The 19,383-nt window shown below is 55.8% G+C and carries 16 protein-coding genes; 5 read left to right on the plus strand and 11 right to left on the minus strand.

Annotated features, from left to right (window positions below; translation table 11 throughout):
• Positions 1-67: 67 nt before the first annotated feature.
• Positions 68-1,018, minus strand: coding sequence for a FecR domain-containing protein (locus tag B347_RS0112335; RefSeq protein ID WP_019410008.1), 951 nt, complete (start codon positions 1,016-1,018; stop codon positions 68-70).
• Positions 1,015-1,551 carry a sigma-70 family RNA polymerase sigma factor gene (locus tag B347_RS0112340; protein ID WP_019410009.1) on the minus strand — a complete coding sequence of 179 codons (537 nt, stop codon included), beginning with the start codon at positions 1,549-1,551 and terminating at the stop codon, positions 1,015-1,017. Before B347_RS0112340 ends, B347_RS0112335 begins: the two co-directional genes overlap by 4 nt.
• Before the next feature lie 662 nt (positions 1,552-2,213).
• Here B347_RS0112340 and B347_RS0112350 point away from each other — a divergent pair.
• The 3 genes from B347_RS0112350 to B347_RS0112360 are packed head-to-tail and all read left to right on the plus strand — an operon-like array spanning position 2,214 to position 6,067.
• Positions 2,214-3,647, plus strand: coding sequence for an aldehyde dehydrogenase family protein (locus B347_RS0112350; protein ID WP_026014141.1), 1,434 nt, complete (start codon positions 2,214-2,216; stop codon positions 3,645-3,647).
• Between the two features lie 4 nt (positions 3,648-3,651).
• Entirely contained in the window at positions 3,652-4,467 is an 816-nt protein-coding gene (locus tag B347_RS0112355) for a shikimate dehydrogenase family protein (RefSeq protein ID WP_019410012.1), read from the plus strand.
• Between the two features lies 1 nt (position 4,468).
• Positions 4,469-6,067 (plus strand): GMC family oxidoreductase, encoded by a 1,599-nt coding sequence (locus B347_RS0112360; RefSeq protein ID WP_019410013.1) that lies wholly within the window; start codon positions 4,469-4,471, stop codon positions 6,065-6,067.
• Positions 6,068-6,146: 79 nt separating this feature from the next.
• On the opposite strand, the gene B347_RS0112365 is transcribed toward B347_RS0112360, so the two are convergent.
• The 5 genes from B347_RS0112365 to B347_RS0112385 all read right to left on the minus strand — a co-directional run bounded on the left by B347_RS0112365 (position 6,147) and on the right by B347_RS0112385 (position 11,864).
• The gene (locus B347_RS0112365) at positions 6,147-7,394 is read right to left on the minus strand and encodes an aspartate aminotransferase family protein (RefSeq protein WP_019410014.1); all 1,248 of its coding nucleotides are present in this window, start codon (positions 7,392-7,394) and stop codon (positions 6,147-6,149) included.
• A gap of 102 nt (positions 7,395-7,496) precedes the next feature.
• The gene (locus tag B347_RS0112370) at positions 7,497-8,321 is read right to left on the minus strand and encodes an ABC transporter permease (RefSeq protein ID WP_026014142.1); all 825 of its coding nucleotides are present in this window, start codon (positions 8,319-8,321) and stop codon (positions 7,497-7,499) included.
• A 5-nt stretch (positions 8,322-8,326) separates the two neighbouring features.
• On the minus strand, positions 8,327-9,571 hold the full coding sequence (locus B347_RS0112375) for an ABC transporter permease (protein ID WP_019410016.1): 1,245 nt from the start codon (positions 9,569-9,571) through the stop codon (positions 8,327-8,329).
• 10 nt (positions 9,572-9,581) lie between these two features.
• Positions 9,582-10,661, minus strand: coding sequence for an ABC transporter ATP-binding protein (locus B347_RS0112380; protein WP_033387686.1), 1,080 nt, complete (start codon positions 10,659-10,661; stop codon positions 9,582-9,584).
• 150 nt (positions 10,662-10,811) lie between these two features.
• Positions 10,812-11,864: an ABC transporter substrate-binding protein gene (locus B347_RS0112385; RefSeq protein WP_019410018.1), complete on the minus strand. Its 1,053-nt coding sequence runs from the start codon at positions 11,862-11,864 to the stop codon at positions 10,812-10,814.
• Between the two features lie 389 nt (positions 11,865-12,253).
• Here B347_RS0112385 and B347_RS0112390 point away from each other — a divergent pair, with 389 nt between their 5' ends.
• Entirely contained in the window at positions 12,254-12,889 is a 636-nt protein-coding gene (locus tag B347_RS0112390) for a cupin domain-containing protein (RefSeq protein ID WP_081498289.1), read from the plus strand.
• A gap of 48 nt (positions 12,890-12,937) precedes the next feature.
• On the opposite strand, the gene B347_RS0112395 is transcribed toward B347_RS0112390, so the two are convergent.
• Together B347_RS0112395 and ydiJ are read right to left on the minus strand one after the other, a co-directional pair.
• Positions 12,938-13,837, minus strand: a complete 900-nt coding sequence (locus B347_RS0112395; RefSeq protein ID WP_019410020.1) for a LysR family transcriptional regulator — start codon at positions 13,835-13,837, stop codon at positions 12,938-12,940.
• 104 nt (positions 13,838-13,941) lie between these two features.
• Positions 13,942-16,965, minus strand: a complete 3,024-nt coding sequence (gene ydiJ / locus B347_RS0112400) for a D-2-hydroxyglutarate dehydrogenase YdiJ (RefSeq protein ID WP_019410021.1) — start codon at positions 16,963-16,965, stop codon at positions 13,942-13,944.
• A 158-nt stretch (positions 16,966-17,123) separates the two neighbouring features.
• Between ydiJ and B347_RS0112410 the strand changes: the two genes are divergently transcribed.
• A complete protein-coding gene (locus tag B347_RS0112410) occupies positions 17,124-18,029 on the plus strand; it encodes a LysR substrate-binding domain-containing protein (RefSeq protein WP_026014145.1) in 906 nt (301 codons plus the stop codon).
• Between the two features lie 142 nt (positions 18,030-18,171).
• Here B347_RS0112410 and B347_RS0112415 read toward each other — a convergent pair whose 3' ends face one another.
• On the minus strand, positions 18,172-18,642 hold the full coding sequence (locus tag B347_RS0112415; protein WP_019410023.1) for a hypothetical protein: 471 nt from the start codon (positions 18,640-18,642) through the stop codon (positions 18,172-18,174).
• Positions 18,643-18,824: 182 nt separating this feature from the next.
• Positions 18,825-19,196 (minus strand): hypothetical protein, encoded by a 372-nt coding sequence (locus B347_RS0112420; RefSeq protein WP_019410024.1) that lies wholly within the window; start codon positions 19,194-19,196, stop codon positions 18,825-18,827.
• Between the last annotated feature and the right edge of the window lie 187 nt (positions 19,197-19,383).

A 19,383-nucleotide genomic window follows, 5' to 3' on the forward strand; every position in this document is an offset into this window, starting at 1 on the left:
TTATTAAATTCAGGAGTAGGTCGAACGGAGCGGGGCGTTTCTACAGAGGTCTAAATAATTATTTATCTCATTCAGGTTTTTTGACCACGCGTGTCCAGTAACGGGTGCGCTGGACCATTTCTACCGGGAGTGCGCGTGCTACGGCGGCCAGCGCCATATCAATGTCGTCCAGAGGGAATGCGCCAGACAGTAAGAGGTTGCGCACTTCGTCCGAGCACCCGAGGTAGCCCACTCGATAGCGACTCAACTCGCCGAGTAGGCGATGCAAAGGCCAAGCGTCAACCAGCAAATAGCCTTTTATCCAGTCTTCACTGCCGGGTACCGCCGCTTGCAGAGTGCCAAACTCACGCCGGCTAAAGGTTATCGCTTGCCCGGCGTTTACCCGTTGCGTGCGGCCATCGGCCAAGCGGATTTGCACCGCATGTTCTGACACGCTCAACGCGGTGCCAGCGTCCAATTGGCGCACGTCAAAACGCGTGCCCAGCGCTTGCATATCGCCTTGCGCACTGCGTACCACAAAGGGGCGCGGGTCTTTGCCGGTCTGTACCTGGATCTCCCCGGCCCGCAATGTGATCAGGCGCAATTGTGCGCTAAATTCGATATCCACAGCCGTTGAGGTATTGAGGACCAGCCGGGTGCCATCCGCCAATTGCAGGCTGCGCCGCTCACCGACTGTCGTGCGCTGGTCCGCCAGCCACAAGGGTGCTTGTCGATAGCCCGACCAGCCAAGCCCTCCCACTCCGCCCATCAGGACGAGACCTTTGAGTAGTGCGCGACGGTTTAGCTCAGGGAGCCTCGTGGGGGAGTGATTGAGCACCTGACACGCCACATCTCCGGGCAATTTGCCCAATTGTGCTTGCAGGTGTTCAACACGCTGCCACGCCCACTGATGGGTCGGGTTTTCCACGCACCACTGGTGCCAGGCATGGTGCAGTGCACTGTCATCAGGGGCGCCTGCCCGGCGAGCGAGCCATTGTGCTGCTGCACGCAAGGCCTGACGTTTGTCTTCGCCCGTCACAGCTCTGATTCCAGGGCAAACAACAAGCAATGTTCGCTAGCCTTGGCGACATACTGGGTTACCGAACTGACCGATACGCCCAGTTGTTCAGCAATTTCCTTGTAGGCCATACCTTGCAGTTGCGAGAGTAGAAATGCCTGCTTCACCTTGCGGCCTAACCCGTCGAGCATGGCATCCACGGCATGCAGCGCTTCGACCATCAGGAGCTTGTCTTCAGGTGACAAGGCATACGTTTCCGGTTGCAGGGCGAGTGCTTCCAGATAAGCCTGCTCAAGTGCACGACGGCGAAAACTGTCAACCATCACTCTGCGGGCAACGGTCGCCAGATAGGAGCGGGGCTGTTTAAGCCGGGGGGCTGCCGGATCTTTTCGTTCGCTGAGCAGTAGCCGTACGAAGGTGTCTTGGGCCATGTCGGCGGCTTGATGAGAGCATCCCAGGCGTGCACGCAGCCAACGGACCAGCCAGCCATGGTGGTCACCGTACAGACTGCTGATGGTCTGAGGGGCTTCGTGAGGAGGGATGCCAAGAGACATGATAATTGCACGCAGTTGAGAACCAATCTCAATTTAACCGAAAGGCCAGATGATGGCAATTACGTATAGCGCACGGCCATCTATCTTCGTTGTGTCGAACGGTGGGTATCGTCCTCGCCACTCAATAATCATGGCCGCTTGTTGAAGCCTGGTTGGAACGTCTGCAATAACGGGCTGCATTTCGTGAGCATCTCATGATTCTTTTTAACGACCTTTATGGGCGTCTTGGGTATTAATCGATCTGCGGTTTAATTCGGCAATTGGGCTAATTCACTTTCATGCGTTATTTCTCCATTCGATAACTTTCGTGCTCCGCCAATATCGCCGCTGTCATGTTTGCAGGTATGTGTGCAGCAGAATCACAGGAGGTGTGAATCTACGTCATAGCCAATGAATAGACGCTGTGTGGGTTGAGGCGTATGTTTTGCCCATCACCCTCTGATGTAACCAGTCATAGCACTTTCGGTATTCAAGTGGCGATTAACGTTAGGGCAGACCGCTCAAAACTAAGGCTGTCGGCTGTGTTCGATCGTTGAATCCAAATACAGAGTTGCGCGCTAATTTTCGTTTCTTTGATATCGCTGTTGAATCGTAATCGTCAGGCAACAGGGTTAAGTCATGATGTTTTAAAACGAGTTAATTCCCTCGCTGGAGCAATACGCGTGAATAAAAACTATATAGACGGAGAGTGGGTGTTGGGCGTTGATGTGAATGTGAACATCAACCCATCAGACACTAACGATGTGGTCGGCGAATACGCGCGTGCGGATGCTTCGCAGGCACACGCGGCCATCGATGCGGCGTTCGAGGCCCAACCTGCCTGGGGGAGGTTCACCGCAGAGCAACGCAGTGATGCGCTGGACCGTATCGGTAGCGAGATTTTGGCGCGTCGCGAAGAGTTGGGGTATTTGCTCTCGCGTGAGGAAGGCAAAACCCTGGCCGAAGGCGTTGGTGAAGTTGTTCGCGCGGGTCGGGTGTTTAAGTTCTTCGCCGGTGAAGCACTGCGTTTGTCGGGGGAGCGTCTGGCCTCTATTCGCCCAGGCGTGGAAGTTGATGTGCGGCGTGAGCCAGAAGGTGTCATTGGGGTCATTACGCCGTGGAACTTTCCGATTGCTATACCGGCTTGGAAGATCGCACCCGCGTTGGCCTACGGCAACACCGTGGTGTTCAAACCGGCAGACCTGGTGCCGGGCAGTGCGTGGGCGCTGGCCGAAATTATTGTCCGCGCCGGAGCGCTTCCGGCCGGGGTGTTTAATCTGGTGATGGGGCCGGGCTCGACAATCGGCGATGTGTTGGCCACGTCGCGCAAAGTTCGCGCGGTGACCTTCACGGGCTCAACCCACACCGGCCGTCAAGTTGGACTGGCCTGCATGGAAAGAGGCGCCAAGGTGCAGCTGGAAATGGGCGGCAAAAACCCGCTGATCGTTCTTGATGATGCCGATTTGCAACAGGCCGTTGAAGTTGCTGTGTCCGGTTCGTTCTTCTCGACGGGGCAGCGCTGCACCGCGTCAAGCCGCCTGATCGTGCAAGATGGCATTCATGACCGGTTTGTTGAGGCTATGGTACGGCGCCTTGCGGGACTTCGGGTCGACCATGCGCTGGCTGACGGCTGCGACATAGGACCTGTGGTGTCTCAGGCGCAACTCAAGCAGGACTGCGATTACATCGATATTGCGCGTCTTGAAGGCGGCAACCTGGCGTTTGGCGGTGAGTTGCTCGAACGGGCTACGCCGGGCTATTACCTTTCTCCAGCGCTGATCACCGAGACCACCAATGAGATGCGGATCAACCGCGAGGAGGTCTTCGGCCCAGTCGCCAGCGTCATTCGTGTCCGCGACTATGAGCATGCCGTGGCGTTGGCCAACGATACTGATTTCGGCCTTTCATCGGGCATCTGCACCACCTCGCTCAAGCATGCCTCTGACTTCAAGCAGCGCTCCAGCGCGGGCATGGTGATGGTCAATGTGGCGACCGCAGGCGTTGATTATCACGCGCCGTTTGGTGGCCGAAAAAGCTCCAGTTACGGCTCGCGAGAACAGGGCAGCTATGCCCGCGAATTTTATACAGGCGTTAAAACCGCCTACACCCTGGCCTGATTTTATGACCGATATAACGCAGATAAGCGGCACCACACGGGTGTACGCAATTATTGCCGACCCGATTCACCATGTGCAGACCCCGCAGGCGATGAACGCGCTGTTTTCAACTCTTGGGCAGGATCGGGTGATGGTGCCTTTCCATGTGTCGCCAACTGACCTTGCGGGGGTGGTTACGGGGTTGCGTGGTATTCAGAGCCTCGATGGCTTCATCGTCACAGTGCCGCATAAAACCGCCATTTTAGAGTTGTGCGACACCGTCTCTGACGCGGCTCGGCTGGTCGGCGCGGTTAACGTTGTCACCCGCTCAAACGATGGCAAATTGCATGGCGAAGTTCTCGATGGCGAAGGCTTTGTGACCGGGCTGCGCCAGGCCGGTATTGAGCTGAAAGGGCGAGCGGTGTATCTGGCTGGGGCAGGCGGTGCCGCGAACGCAATTGCTTTTGCCCTGGCAGCCTCCGGCATTGGCTGGCTGACTATTGCCAATCGCAGTCAAGATAAAGCCAAGGCACTGGTTGATCGTTTGTCACGGGCGTTTCCTAATCTGGCAGTCTCGGTCGGCACGTCGGATCCCTCCGGCTATGACCTGGTTGTCAATGGCACCTCGCTGGGCTTGAAAGAGGGCGATGCACTCCCCTGTGACGTGACACGGCTGTCTGCCGAGCAGGTTGTGGCGGAAATCATCATGCAACCCGTGATCACCCCCTTGCTGGCGGCTGCGCAAAAAGCCGGCTGCCGGATTCATGAAGGACTGCCTATGTTGCTCTGCCAGATTGAATTGATGGCAGCAGCCATGGCCTCTAAAAAGAACGAGTCGTGACATGAGTGCATTTGATTACATTATCGTTGGCGGTGGCACAGCGGGCTGTATTCTTGCTAACCGTTTGACCGCCTCCGGCAAGTACCGTGTATTGGTGCTTGAAGCCGGTGGCGAACCCAAAGGTTTCTGGATCTCGATTCCGGCAGGCTTTAGTAAGCTGTTGGTCGACAAGCGCTACAACTGGCGCTTCAAGACTCAAGCCGAAGAGAACACCCGCGGCCGTGAAATTGCAGTGCCGCGTGGTAAGGGCTTGGGCGGCTCGACGCTGATTAACGGCATGATCTACGTGCGCGGTCAGCCCGGTGATTACGACGCCTGGGAAAAAAGCGGCGCCAAAGGCTGGAACTTCGCCACGCTCAAACCTTATTTCAAGAAGATCGAAAATTATCCGCAAGGCGATCACCGCCGTGGTCATGACGGTCCGATGCACCTTGAACAAGTAAAAGAGCGCTATCCCATTTCCGATGCGTTCATGCACGCGGCCAAGCAGGATGGTCAGCCGTTCAACGGCGATTACAACAACGAGGAGCAAACTGGCTTTGGTTACTACCAGGTTGCTCAGCGTGCCGGTCGTCGCTGGAGCGTGGTTGACGGCTACCTGAACCCTGCGCGGCGTCGGCCCAACCTGACGATCGAGACCCATGCCCATGTGCTGCGCCTGGAACTCAAGGGTACTCGCTGCACGGGCATTACCTACCGCCAGCATGGCAAGGAAATCACCGTCAACGCCACGCAAGATGTGATCTTGTGTGCGGGCGCAATTCAATCGCCGCAGATTCTGGAATTGTCGGGTATTGGTCGCCCCGACGTGCTCGAAAAAGTGGGAATCACCGTTAAGCACCGTTTGGACGGTGTAGGTGAAAACTACATCGATCACTTCGCGACGCGTATGAACTGGAAGCTGAAAAACGCCATCACGCTCAATGAAATGGCGCGTGGCTGGCGTTTGGGCATGGCGGTGGTGGAGTACTTCACCAAACGCACCGGTATCCTGACGTTGGGGACCGGGTTGGTGCACGGCTTTGTGAAGACTCAGCCGAGCATGCCGACACCAGACGTGCAGTATTTTGTCGTGCATGCCAGCTATGCCAACGCAGCAGAGCGGATTCTCGACAAGCACCCGGGGTTTACTATCGGGGTTAGCCAGTTGCGGCCCACCTCTAAAGGGAGCATCCATATCCAGTCTGCTGATCCGGCTGTCATGCCGGCGATTAGGCCTAACTTTTTGAGTGTGCAAGAAGACCGGACCAGCTTGATCGAAGGCATGAAAATCGCCCGTCGAATCATGCAGCGGCCTGCTATGGGCGCCTTTTTGGAGATGGAAACTGGCCCGGGAATCGACGTGCAAACTGACGAACAATGGCTTGAGTTTGCTCAGGCTAATGGCCAAACCATCTATCACCCGATTGCGACGTGTCGCATGGGCGAAGACGCTGATGCTGTGGTTGATTCCTCGCTTCGGGTGCGCGGCCTGATGGGCTTGCGAGTTGTGGATGCTTCGGTCATACCCTCGATGATCTCCGGCAACATCCAGTGCGCAGTCATGGCCGTGGCAGAGCGGGGTGCAGACTTGATTCTGGGGGATGCTTCACTACTGTGAAAGTAGTCGCTGAGGAGCGAAGCGAGGCTGCGATCGCAGCCTCGCTTCGCTCCTCAGCGACTACAGATTTTGAACCCCGTCAAACATTGGCAAAAGCACTGCTCAGCTCAGCCGCCGCGTGTTCAAAAGCGGTCTTTATTTCCTCTATCACCCGGTTGTTGTGCTCAAAGGAAATATACAGCCGACCATACGGCGACGGCATGATCAGCACACCCGCATCGCGCAGCGCCAGATGCAGCGCCTTTGTGAAGCTCGGGTTGGCAATTTTCGCGGCTTGCTCATAGGTCATCGGCGCGACAGCCCCCAACCACATACCAAACACATTGCCATAACCACTGGTGGTCACGATTATGCTGTGGGCTTTGAAGATCGCCTCAATCGCTTTACGCAAGGCATTGCCACGGGCAATTAATAGCTCGTAGTCGCTGTTATCCAACTGCGACAACGTGCTGGTCACTGCCGCACAGGCCATCGGATTACCGCTGAATGTCCCGCCGCGAATCACTCGGCCTTGTTCAAAACCCTCCAGGATGTGCGGCTTGGCGACCACCGCAGACACCGGAACCCCATTGCCAATGGCTTTGCCGACGCTGGCAATGTCTGGGTCCAGACCTTCGCGCAACCCTGCCAGACCTGCATATAGGCGAAAGCCCATCAGCACTTCGTCACAGATAACCAGAGCGCCATGTTGGTGGGCGATGTCTTGCACGTGCTTGAGGTAGCCGGGCAAGGCCATGATGCAGCCCGCGTTAGCCAACATCGGCTCCAGCACCACGGCGGCAATGTCGTGGTCCTCGGCGAACAGCCGCTCAACATCGTCGAAGTCGTTGAAACGCAGCAGCGTGGTGCGCTCTGTCGACGGGCGTTGGCCGTCCTGGAAGGCTGCTTCTTTGGAGGTGACGTTGCCATAGCTCACATCATCGAACCAGCCATCGAAGCCCGCCGCCATTTTGGCAATCTTGCTGCGGCCGGTATACGCACGGGCGGCACGGCAGGCGAGGTGAACGGCTTCGCTGCCCGAGTTGGTGAAGATCACCTTGGACAGCTCGCCTGTGTGTTTGGCCAATTCCGTGGCTGCGCCATGCTCACGAACATGCGCCCAAGACGGTGCAGCACTGTCGCTCAAGGCTTGGCTGACGGCGGCGTTGACCGCGTCATTGGAGTGGCCTAGCAACACGGCACCAAAGCCCAATGCGGTATCGATGTATTGACGCCCTTTGTCATCCCACAAGTAGGCGCCCTTGCCGTTGCGAATGAACAGTTTTTCACCTTTGAGATCAGGCAGGATGCGGGCAGCACTCGAAACATCACCCACTAGATTAGGCATAAAAACCTCTGGATTTTGACAGTAGTTAACCGTCCCGGGCTTTCAAGCCCAGGAGGATTTCACAGCGTTAGTTAACGAGCCTGAAAGACGGCGGTTATTTTCTTATTGTTGTTGCATTTTCAGTTTTTCGTTGCGACGTCGAAGCACTTCCAGGGTCAAGAGCATCAAGACCGACAGGATGACCATGATGGTGGCGACGGCGGCGATATTGGGGCTGATGTTTTCTCGGATGCCCGAGAACATTTGCAGGGGCAAGGTTCGCTGTGATGGGCTGGAGAGAAACAGGGTGACTACCACTTCATCAAACGATGTGGCAAAGGCGAACAATCCTCCTGAGATCACACCGGGCGCAATCAGCGGCAAAACAACCTTGAAAAATACCGTCAGCGGCGGAGCGCCCAAACTGGCGGCGGCTCGGCTTAGGTTGGTGTTAAAACCCTGTAAGGTCGCGTTTACCGTGATAACCACGAAGGGAACGCCGAGCATTGCATGGGCCAGCACCAGGCCAATGTAGCTGTTAAGCAATTGCAGCTTGGCAAAGAAGAAGTACAAGCCCACAGCCACGATCACCAGCGGCACGATCATCGGCGAGATCAGAAAAGCCATGATCACGCCTTTGAAACGAAAGTTGCCCCGGCTCAAGCCCACAGAAGCCAAGGTGCCGAAGATCATCGCCAGGGCGGTGGCTGCCGGGGCAATGAGGAAGCTGTTTTTGAAGGCCTGGCGCCATTCCTCAGACGACATCAGTTCTTCGTACCAACGCAAGGAGAAGCCGTCCATTGGGTAGGTGAGGAACGATGATGAATTGAATGACAGTGGAATAATCACCAGCACCGGAATGATCAAAAACAGCAGTACCAGCAGTGAGACTGTGACCAATCCAAATCGGGCGAGTTTTTCGGCCGTAGAAGCATAAGGCTGCATCATCGTCATTACCTCGCCTGGTTTGGGTTGGTGAGTCTGCCGTACACCGCGTACAGCAGCAGTGTTGCGATTAGCAGCAGGCTGCCGAGCGCCGAGGCCATGCCCCAGTTAACGGTTTTGTTGGTGTAGAAGGCGACGAAGTAGCTGACCATTTGATCGGCCGCACCGCCGACGAGTGCCGGTGTCACGTAATAACCAATGGCGAGAATAAAGGTCAGCAACGCACCGGCAGCCAGCCCGGCGAAGGTCTGTGGAACGTACACTCGCCAGAACGCGACAAAGGGGTGGGCACCGAGTGAGATGGCCGCCCGCACGTAGTTTGTCGGGATGCTTTTCATCACGCTGTAAAGCGGCAGGATCATGAAGGGCAATAACACGTGGGTCATTGCAATGATCACGCCCGTGCGGTTGAAGACCAGTTGCACCGGCGCATCAATAACGCCCAAGAACAGGAGTGAACGGTTGATCAGGCCATCAGACTGCAACAGCACGACCCAGGCGGCGGTGCGCACAATCAGCGACGTCCAGAAAGGCAGCAGAACGCAGATCATCAGCAGGTTACTTTTGCCTTCAGGCAAGGTGGCCAGCCAGTAAGCGACCGGAAACCCCAGCAGCAGACAGAGAATCGTGACCACGCCCCCGATGTAGAAGGTGCGAGCGAAAATATCCACGTAGATCGACTGATTGGGGTCGGCCTTGACGATGCTGCCAGAGGCAGAGTCGATTCTATGGTCGAGGGCGGCGAGCAGGAAATACGGGGTGAAGGTTGTCGACGCCTGCTTCAACGCTTTCCAGTAGTTGAGCTCGCCCCAGGCGCTGTCGATTTCAATCAACGCGTCACGTTTGGAGGCCACGCTGTTGTCCGGAAGGTTGCGCAGGGTCTTGCTGATGACGGTCCGATACGCCGGGATCTCATAGCTCAACCGCTTGGAAAGCGCACCGATCTGACCATTCTCTTTGGCATTGGCCAAGTCTGTGACCAATGCCGCATAAGCCAGCTCGCTCGGTAGCGTCTTGCCTTTCCAGGTAGTCAGCGCGCTGGTCGTTGCAGGCAGCGCGGTGTGGACATCGGGGTTGTCGACGCTGCGCGTCAGCAGGGTGCCGATGGGGAAGGCAAAGCACACCAGTACAAACAGAAACAGCGGTGCGATCAGCATCAAGGATTTGAATTTGTAGGCACGCTCGGATTTTTTGAGTTTGGCCCTCAGATCGAGCGTCTGCTCTTGGGCGTTGATGACTGCGGACTGACTCATAATCGACGACTCAGTGGGTGGTCACATCCAGCGCACGAATGTGCTCTGGTGCCCAGGAAAGGGAAATCGAACTGCCGACAGTCCAGCTATTGTGCATTTGGGAGGCTGGCAGCTTGATCATGAAGTTCGCTTGCCCGGCTATTTCAGTGATCATGCGGACGTGGTCGCCCAAGTAAATGTATTCCTGAATTCGAGCGGTCAACGGGGTGCTGCCTGCGGGGCCGACAATCACGCGTTCCGGTCGGATGCACAACGCCACTTGATCACCCGGCTGTGCCTCGACCACCGAGAGTGCGCGGATCAGGCTGCCGTCAGCCAGCCGTGCCACGGCGTGATGCTCGTCGCGGTACACGAATGTACCGATCAGGGTGTTGTTTTCACCGATAAATTGCGCCACGAAGCTTTTGTTAGGTGCTTCGTAGATAGCGGTCGGGGTATCGATCTGCTGAATGACGCCGTCATTAAAGACCGCCACGCGATCAGACATGGTCAGGGCTTCGCTTTGATCGTGCGTCACATACACCACGGTTAGGCCGAGTTGCTGGTGCAGGTGTTTGATTTCCAGTTGCATGTGTTCGCGCAGTTGCTTGTCGAGCGCGCCGAGGGGTTCGTCCATGAGTACCAGCTTGGGTTCAAACACGAGCGCGCGTGCCAGTGCGACACGTTGCTGCTGACCACCCGAGAGTTGTGCAGGGTAGCGTTTTGCGAAATCGGTAAGTTTCACCATGTCCAGGGCGCGGCGTACTTTCTCCTTTCTGTCGACGCTGTTCATTTTGCGGACAGAGAGAGGGAAGGCCAGGTTCTGCTCAATGGTCATGTGCGGAAACAGCGCGTAGTTTTGAAACACCATCCCGATGTCACGCTTATGCGGCGGGAGGTTGTGCAGCGGTTTGTCTTTCAGATAAATTTCGCCGTGAGTCGGCGTTTCGAATCCGGCCAGCATCATCAGGCTGGTGGTTTTTCCAGAGCCCGATGGGCCGAGCAGGGTTACAAATTCACCCTCTTTGATATCAAGGTTCAAGTCTTTAACAACGGGGCGCAAACCGTCGTAGGTTTTCTGGATATTTTTAAAACTGACCAAGTGTTTCACGTGGTAATCCTCACTCGAGAGCAGGCACACATCATCTTCGCTACTTATCTGCATCGGCATGCAAATGAACAAGCAATGGTTAATCGCTCAAGTCGCGTGACCTGCCACCTAGAACCAGGTGGCAGGGTGACCTAAAGATGAGGCGGGGATTTACTTCTGGGCGACCCAGGCGTTGAAGCGTTCGGTCAGCGGCTCAATGTTTTCAACCCAGAACTCGACATCGATAGGGATCGACTGCGCCAGGTTTTCCGGGGTAGTTGGCAAGGTGTGTTTCAGCTCTTGCGGTACAAAGTCGTTGGCCTTTTTGTTAGTTAGGCCGTAAGCGATGTACTTGGGCAGCTTGGCTTGTTCTTCAGGTTTGCTGGAGAAGGCGATGAAGTCCATGGCGGCAGCTTTGTTCTCGCTGCCTTTGAGCACAGCCCACGAGTCGATCGCCGAGACGCTGCCGTTCCACAGGAACTTGAAGTTCTTGCCTTCGTTGTTGTTGAAGCCGGTGATACGGCCGTTGTAGGAGGAACTCAACACGATGTCACCGGATGACAGCATTTGCAGCGGTTGTGCTCCAGCTTCCCACCACACGATGTTCGACTTGATGGTGCCCAGTTTTTTGAAGGCGCGATCAACGCCTTCAGGGGTGCGCAACACGTTGTACACCTCAGAAGGTTTAACGCCGTCGGCAATCAGAGCGAACTCAAGTGCGTATTTAGGGCCTTTGCGCAGGCCTCGCTTGCCGGGAATTTTTTCCAGATCAAAGAAATCGGCCCAAGAGGTCGGGGCCGTCTTGAGCTTGTCGCCGTCCCACGACAGACCGGTATTCCAGACGATATTGCCAACACCGCACTCGTTCACGGCCTCAGGAATGAAGTCTGCTTTGTTGCCAACCTTGGTCCAGTCTATTTTTTCAAACAGGCCTTGTTCGCAGCCGAGGGCGAGGTCTTCAGCCTCAACTTCGACGACGTCCCAGTTAGGGTTACCGGCTTTCACCTTGGTATCGAGAACACCAACACCGCCTTCCCAGGTCTGATCAAGTACCTTTTGGCCAGTTTGCTTACCGTAGGGTGCGAAAAACAGCTCGCGCTGAGCGTCCTGAAAATTTCCTCCCCAGGAAACTATCGTTAGATCACGGGCGCTTGCAGCGTGGGAAACTGCAAGTCCAATGAGAGCAAGTCCATATGCTGCAACAGCGTGGCGTGATTTGTGCATTTTTTTAGCCTCTACGCAGATGTTGTGTTTGGGTGGTAAAAATTTTTACCATTCAAGAATGAGCTAGGCAAGCTTTATTTCTGGCTTGGCCGACAAAACCCACAATCGCCCAGTTAATGGCAAGCGATTGTTTTTTTACGCCCTAAATTTGATAAGACCGCTACAAATCAATCTCATCAGTTTTTTTTAGCTAGAGTATTAAACGTTTCCTACATGAATGAGCCTTTTTGAAACCGTGTTACTTTGCTTCACTTGGAGTGTGTTGCAGGGTGCGCAATCACCCAACCTAGTGCGTTTGAGTCGTCTTTTACCGCAAAAAAGAACTCGGCAGTTCAAGGTTCGAATTAACTTTTGGCCCACTCGGGTGCCGTTTATCTAAGGAATCAACCGTGATAGAAACATCGGCGACAGGCCGAAGCCCACATGTTCAAGAGGAGCCGCCCGAAAGCCTGACAGAGGCTTTGGACACGGCTTCAGTAGGTGCGAGGCTCAAGGCTTTGCGACAAAGCCGTGGACTCTCGATTCGAGGGTTGGCTGAGCAGGCCGGTGTGCCGCATGCCACGCTTTCAATCATCGAGCGCGACAAATCCAGCCCGTCAGTAAGTGTCTTGAAGCGTTTGCTTCGGCCCTTGAACGTCACCCTCAGTGTGTTTTTTTCAGACTCTGCTGTCGTCGACCGGGCAGTATTTTATAAAGCCAGTGATCTGGTCGAATTAGCTGATGGCAAAAAGCTATCATATCGACAGGTCGGTGCAAACCTTGAAAACAGCTCGATGATGATTCTTCATGAGCGCTACGAGCCAGGCGCGGATACGGGGGAAGAGGGCGAGGAGTTGTATTCGCATGATGCCGAAGAGGGCGGAATCATTATCGAAGGTCGACTGGAAATGACCGTAGGTGATGAAATTCGAGTGCTGGAAGTGGGGGATGCCTACTACTTTGACAGCCGACTCCCACATCGAATGCGCAACCCGTTTGACGAAGTGTGCATTGTGGTGAGTGCGGTTTCGCCGCCTACGTTTTGACCTAACCCCTGTAGCAGTAGCCTCGCAGAATGTGGCAACTGCTACGGACTATTCCCAAGGTGTTTCGCTGAGTTTTTTTTCCAGAAAATCGCGGAATACCCGAATGCGTGGGCTTAGGTGTTTTCGATTGGTATAGATCAGGTAAATAGGCTCTTTGGACGGAATGTTAAAGCTTTGCAGTAGCGGCACCAGTCGGCCTTCCTTGAGGTCTGCACCGATGTGGAACTGCGCGAGTTTGACGATTCCGCCGCCGCCCAAGGCAATGTCTCGCTGTAAGTCCCCTTGGGCGAAGACCGCTTTGGGTTTGATCGCGACGGTGACCTTCTCGCCATTCACCATAAACTGCCAGTTATTCCACACACTGTTAAACCCGAAGTTGTAGCAATCGTGCGTGATTAATTCTTCTGGGTGATTCGGCGTGCCTCTGAGTGCCAGATATTCGGGAGATGCGCAGATTATCCATGCGCTTTCGCCGATTTTTCTCGCCACTCTCGACGAATCTGGCAGTACGCCGCTGTGGATGGCAATGTCGAGCCCTTGGTCGAAATGATCCACATATTGGGCGCCAACCTGGAGGTCGACAGTCAGGCCGGGGTAAGCGCAAAGGAATTCAGGCAGCCACGGCACGATCTGGTGTTTTGCGAAGGTGGTCATGGTGTGAATACGTAACGCGCCACTGACCCGGTTCGGAAAAGCCTCTGCCAGAGAGTCCGCTTCAGCCATGGCGTTCATTACTTCGCGCGCGCTGACCAGATAGGCCGAGCCTTCTTCAGTGAGCGTCAAATTACGTGCGCCGCGCTGAAACAGGCGCACTTGAAGGCGGTTTTCCAAGCGAGTGATCAACTTACTGATGGTGGACGGGGTTAGCTCATTCGCCCTAGCTGCCGCAGAAAAGTTGCCATGCTCGTTGGCCCACAGAAAGGCCTGCATTTGGGAAAAGTTATCCATGCTGATTCCTTGAATCCTGCGCGACCACCTGTAGCCTCGTGCCTCGACAGCGGCTACAGCACCAGAGGCGTAGCCTGCCATCATTGAGCAACCCAAACAACACGCTAGCCGGCGCGCAGGTGGCCGAGCAGTGCCTGCAAGGGGTGTTGCAACGCTTGCCCCGCGTGACGTTTCACTTGGCTTCGGCATGAATAGCCATCGGCAATCAGCCTGCCGCTCGACTGGTGGCGCTCTACCAACGGCTGCCAAGACTGTGAGTAGATGATCGCCGAGGTGCTGGCATTGCGCGCTTCATGGCCGTAGGTGCCGGACATGCCGCAACAGCCACTGGCCAAAACGTTCAGCGTAAGACCAAAACCCTCGAAGACTTTCTTCCACAGTTCAACACTCGCGGGCTCGTTGGTGCGTTCAGTGCAGTGCGGCAGAAAATGGTAGACCTCTTTAACGCCTGGCAACGCAGAGGCTGGCAGGGCAGTCGCCAACCATTCTTGAGGCAAGACAACCTGTGGCGCGGTGCCTTGGTCGAGGGTTTTGGCGTATTCCTGCCGGTACACCAACGTCATGGCCGGGTCGAGGCCTATCAGCGGCAGGCCACTTTGTTGCAACGTCATCAGCGTTTTTGCGGTGCGTGTGGCCGTCTTTTTAAATGCGCCGAGGAAGCCTTGCACTTGCTGTGGTTTACCCGTGGGCGAGAAGGGTGCGAGGTAGACCTGGTAGCCCAGTCGTGCGATTAACTCGATCCACTGTGCGGCCAGTGGAGTTTCGAAATAGCGCGTGAACGCGTCCTGGACCAAGATCACGCTGCGTTTGCGCTGTTCGTCAGTCAGGCGTGAAAGGCTGTGAGGCGTGGCAGTTTGCACATTCCAGGTGGCGCACACCTGATGAAAATCCACCAGGCTTAGCAACGGACTGTCGACCATTCCCACAACGCGCTCCAGCAGATACTTAACGGGTTTGGCACTCATCATCGCGTTGTACACCCGAGGGAAACGCGCGATGTGAGGAATGCTGAATTCAAGCGAGCCAACCGCGTAATCCTTGAGCGGGCGAAGATAACGGCTGTGATACAGCTCAAGAAAGCGTGCGCGGAAATCCGGCACGTTGACCTTGATCGGGCACTGGCCCGCGCACGACTTGCAGGCCAGGCAGCCGGCCATCGCGTCATAGACTTCGTGCGAGAAATCCTTTTCGCCCATTCGTTTGGCCAGGCTGTTACGGGTTCTGCGCAACACGTTCGACGAGTAACTGCCCAGCAGATCGACCCCATGGGCACCTTGCAGGCGTAGCCATTCGCGCATCAGCGAAGCGCGCCCTTTGGGGGAGTGAATACGGTTGCGGGTGGCTTTCCAGGAAGGGCACATTGCGTCATCGGGGTCGAAGTTGTAGCAGGCGCCATTGCCGTTGCAATGCAGTGCTGTTTGATAGCTTTGCCACACGCGCTCATCGATTTGACGATCAAAATCGCCGCGTAACGGGACTTCGTCCACTGGGGTAAGTCGGGCGTTGCTCACCTGTGACGGGGTTGCAATTTTGCCCGGGTTTAACTGGTTGAACGGGTCGAACGCGCCCTTGATCGCCTGCAATGAGGGGTACAACGCGCCAAAATATTCAGGCACATATTCGGAGCGCAGCCCCTTGCCGTGCTCGCCCCATAGCAAGCCGCCGTATTTGCGCGTGAGCGCAGCCACAGCATCGGAAATAGGGCGAATCAGGGCGGCCTGGCGTGGATCCTTCATGTCCAGAATCGGCCTCACGTGTAGCACCCCGGCGTCGACGTGGCCGAACATGCCATATTCCAGCGCGTGACTGTCCAACAGGGCACGGAACTCGGCTATGTAGTCCGCCAGATTCTGCGGCGGTACGGCGGTGTCTTCCACAAACGGTTGTGGCCGGGCTTCGCCTTGAACATTGCCCAGCAACCCCACAGAGCGTTTGCGCATGGTGTACACCCGTTTAACGGCCTCGCTGCCGATAGCGAGCGTATGGCCCAGTCGACGCACACTGTTATCGGTTTGTAAGTGCTCGGTAAAGTCGTGAACCCGTTGTTCGAGCCGTTCAAGGTCATCGTCACTGAATTCGATCAGGTTGATACCCAGGGTCGGGTTGTTTGGGTCCTGCGGGAAATAGTCGGCAACGCCGTGCCAAACGATGTCTTTCATCGCCAGCATTAGCACTTTCGAGTCAACGGTTTCAATCGACAGCGGCTTGAGCGCCATCAATGCCTTGGCGTCGCGCAGCGCATCCATGAATCCGGCGTAGCGCACGTTGACCAAAATCGAATGCCGCGGGATGGGCAAAACGTTAAGCGTGGCCTCGACGATAAAGCCAAGTGAGCCCTCGGAACCGCACAGTATGCTGTTCAGGTTGAAGCGCCCGTCGGGCTCGCGCAGGTGAGCGAGGTCATACCCGGTGAGGCAGCGATTGAGCGAGGGGAATATCTCGTTGATCAGCTGCTCTTGGTTATCGGCAATGTCTTGGGTGCAGCGGTAAACCTCGCCAATGACGTCCTGCCGGGCCGCCTGCTGATTGGCCATCTCGCGTGCCATCACCTGACTGTCCAGCCGTTGGCCGCCCAGCAGCACCGTCGAAAGGGCCAGTACGTGATCGCGGGTTTTGCCGTAGGTGCAACTGCCCTGACCACTGGCATCGGTGTTGATCATGCCGCCGATGGTCGCTCGATTCGAAGTCGACAGTTCGGGGGCGAAGAACAGCCCGTGGGGTTTTAACGCTGCATTTAATTGGTCTTTGACCACACCGCTCTGTACCCGCACCCAGCGCTCTTCAACGTTGATTTCCAGAATGGTGTTGAGGTGTCTTGAAAGATCGACCACCAGGCCGTCAGTCAGTGACTGGCCGTTTGTACCGGTCCCGCCGCCACGCGCAGTCAGCACAATGGAGCGGTGTTCAGGCCGCGCCGCGAGTTTGGCAATGCAGGCGACGTCGCTGTAGTCCTTGGGGAAAACCGCCGCCTGGGGCAAGCGCTGGTAGATGGAGTTGTCAGTTGCCAGCACGGTTCTGAGGCCGTGATCACTGGCGACTTCGCCCTTGAAACCTGCTGTTTCCAGTGCGCTCAAAAAGCGTTTGTAAGCGTCATCAAGGCGATGGGGCGAGGCGAGGCGGGCGATCATTGACGGTATTTCCTGCAGGCTAAATTCATTTCTACATTCACTCAACGTATGCTTGCTCGCGAGCTGAACCACGCAGTGAAATTGATTTGGCCTGATTTTCAGGGTCTAGCGGCAGTAAAACAAACGTATAACGTGCAGCCTTTGCATGAGGTTTATGAATGAATCCGAGACGTCTCACTCCTTCTATGTCCGTGTTGGTTGCGTTTGAGGCGGCAGCCCGGCATGGCAGCTTTACCAAGGCTGCCGATGAACTGTCGCTGACCCAAAGCGCTGTGAGCCGTCAGGTGCAGGCGTTGGAAGCGTTGCTCGGGGTTGATCTGTTCAATCGTGATGGGCGGCGTATCGACCTGACGGCGGCAGGGGCGTTGTATCAGCATGAACTGTCAGCCGCCCTAGGCAGGATTCGCAGTGCCACCCTGCAAACCATCGCCTTTCGCTCCCAAGGCGGGACCTTAAACCTCGCGGTTTTACCAACGTTCGGTTCTAAGTGGCTGTTGCCACGAATGAATGACTTTTATACCCAGCACCCGGACATCGTGGTGCACATCCATTCGCGGATCATGCACGCGGACCTGGCCAGTGTTGCGGGGGACATGCACGCCGTTATCGTTGCCGGTGCCGGGCCATGGCCGGGTTATAAGGCGCACAAATTGCTGACTGAAAAGCTGGTGGTCGTGGCTAGCCCACAAGCATTGCCCGAGTACCGCAGCATGACTGCGGCAGACGTGGGCGCGAGCCATGCGTTGCTCAGCGTTGTTTCCAGAGCCAATGCCTGGTCGGATTGGTTTGAGCGTAATGGCTTGGACCATCGCGTAATGCGCTTAGGCCCAAGTTTCGAGCTTACGGCGCATCTGATTCAGGCCGTTGCTGCCGGGATCGGCATAGGGTTAGTGCCGCGTATTTTGGTACAGGACGAGATCAAGGCCGGCACATTGGTGGCGCTGTTCGAGCCCATGGAAAGTGGTAGGAGTTACTACGTTGCCTATGCTAATCGGTATCAAAACCTGCCCGCGTTGATAGCGTTTAACGAGTGGCTGTTGAGTTTGTCCTTTCCGGACAATTAAGCGCGGTGATGCGTGCAGCCCTTTAGGCACAAGCGTGCCTCGCGATCTTTTAATTTTTTAAGAGATCGCAAGGCACGAGGCGTAAGCTCGGAAGTTGGGAGGCGTCAGGACGCGGCCAGCCGAGGCAATTAGGCGTTGGATTTTACTGAGTTGGCAATTTTGCCAGTGCTGAACGCAGTTCATCGGCATTGGCAAGTTCTTGCTGTGAAACCAAGGTGCCGTTGTCCAGTTGCAGCCACAGCACCTTGTCTTCGGCACCGGGATACTGGGCGGCAATTTTGCCGTCTCGGTCAAGCACGACGCGGTAGGTGTAATCACGCATTTTCGGAATGGCGATGAACTTGCCGATCATTGAAGGCATGCCTTTAACGTCTGCGAGAAAGGCAACATGACGTGCTTCTAGATACCCCTTTGGCTGGTTCTCCAGCGCGGCTTTTACCAGTTTGGAACCGTCCATGTTGCGGGCGACCAATAAAACGTGGGTGTCGTTGTTTAGGGTATAAGGCTGGTCGTGCTGATCTTGCAGGGTCCAGGGCGTCAGGTGTTCACCGATGTTGGCTGCCACCGCTTGCATGGACAGCGCGCCCAACAGCAGTAAAAGTGCAATTCTCACTGTTCGATCTCTCCGTTTTGATGTGGTTTACCGTCAGACAAGCCGCGCATGGTAGCGCATGGCCGGGCTTAAAAACCCAGATACTCATTTAGTGACAACTTGCACTTCGCCAGTCTGAACTAAGGCTTTCATAACGATTCACATCGCGTGACGACCAAGCTGCTACGCGGGCCGTTTTTCGATCACGCGCGGCCGGGATTCTTTTGTGCCAGGCGCTTAGGCCAGTCACCGCCACAGGCGCGCTGGCATTCTTCTTCGGAATCATAAAACACGTGATTTGCCACTTGGCGAACGTTCACATTGGCATCCGCAAGAGCCTGTGTGGTCAATTCGACCATAAACCGGGCCTCGCCATCGGCCAGCGCAAAGTCCTTATTGACTTGGGTGTCGAAGACCCAGACCACCTTCAGGCTTGCCGGGAAGGCTGCAAAGTCGACTGCGTGTGTCAGCCAGACAAATCCCGGGATCTGCCCTTTAGCCGTTTCACAGGCATCGGTCAGGTGTTTAATCAGGCGACGTTCAATTTGCGCCTGATTGCGTTTGTTCAAAGACATGGGTGAATCCTGTGGGCTGCGATGGCAAAAGGCGGATTGTACGTGACTTGAGCTTTTTGTTTCTGGCCGAGTTGGACAAATGCGTTAACCCCGCCCCGTCCGCATCAGCAAGGCCATCTGGAGCCAATACCTGTCTAGCCAAAGGTACTACTGGCTTTTTGATCTGCTCTGCTTAAGATGTTCGACA

The sequence above is a fragment of the Pseudomonas psychrophila HA-4 genome (assembly GCF_000282975.1).
Classification (GTDB): domain Bacteria; phylum Pseudomonadota; class Gammaproteobacteria; order Pseudomonadales; family Pseudomonadaceae; genus Aquipseudomonas; species Aquipseudomonas psychrophila_A.

What these genes read in the sequence shown, in the direction of transcription:
- B347_RS0112410 (WP_026014145.1), top strand. Translation starts at nt 17,124, where the DNA reads ATGAATCCGAGACGTCTCACTCCTTCTATGTCCGTGTTGGTTGCGTTT.
- B347_RS0112360 (WP_019410013.1), top strand. Translation starts at nt 4,469, where the DNA reads ATGAGTGCATTTGATTACATTATCGTTGGCGGTGGCACAGCGGGCTGT.
- B347_RS0112395 (WP_019410020.1), bottom strand. Translation starts at nt 13,837, where the DNA reads ATGGATAACTTTTCCCAAATGCAGGCCTTTCTGTGGGCCAACGAGCAT.
- B347_RS0112365 (WP_019410014.1), bottom strand. Translation starts at nt 7,394, where the DNA reads ATGCCTAATCTAGTGGGTGATGTTTCGAGTGCTGCCCGCATCCTGCCT.
- B347_RS0112375 (WP_019410016.1), bottom strand. Translation starts at nt 9,571, where the DNA reads ATGAGTCAGTCCGCAGTCATCAACGCCCAAGAGCAGACGCTCGATCTG.
- B347_RS0112355 (WP_019410012.1), top strand. Translation starts at nt 3,652, where the DNA reads ATGACCGATATAACGCAGATAAGCGGCACCACACGGGTGTACGCAATT.
- B347_RS0112420 (WP_019410024.1), bottom strand. Translation starts at nt 19,196, where the DNA reads ATGTCTTTGAACAAACGCAATCAGGCGCAAATTGAACGTCGCCTGATT.
- ydiJ (WP_019410021.1), bottom strand. Translation starts at nt 16,965, where the DNA reads ATGATCGCCCGCCTCGCCTCGCCCCATCGCCTTGATGACGCTTACAAA.
- B347_RS0112370 (WP_026014142.1), bottom strand. Translation starts at nt 8,321, where the DNA reads ATGATGCAGCCTTATGCTTCTACGGCCGAAAAACTCGCCCGATTTGGA.
- B347_RS0112340 (WP_019410009.1), bottom strand. Translation starts at nt 1,551, where the DNA reads ATGTCTCTTGGCATCCCTCCTCACGAAGCCCCTCAGACCATCAGCAGT.
- B347_RS0112385 (WP_019410018.1), bottom strand. Translation starts at nt 11,864, where the DNA reads ATGCACAAATCACGCCACGCTGTTGCAGCATATGGACTTGCTCTCATT.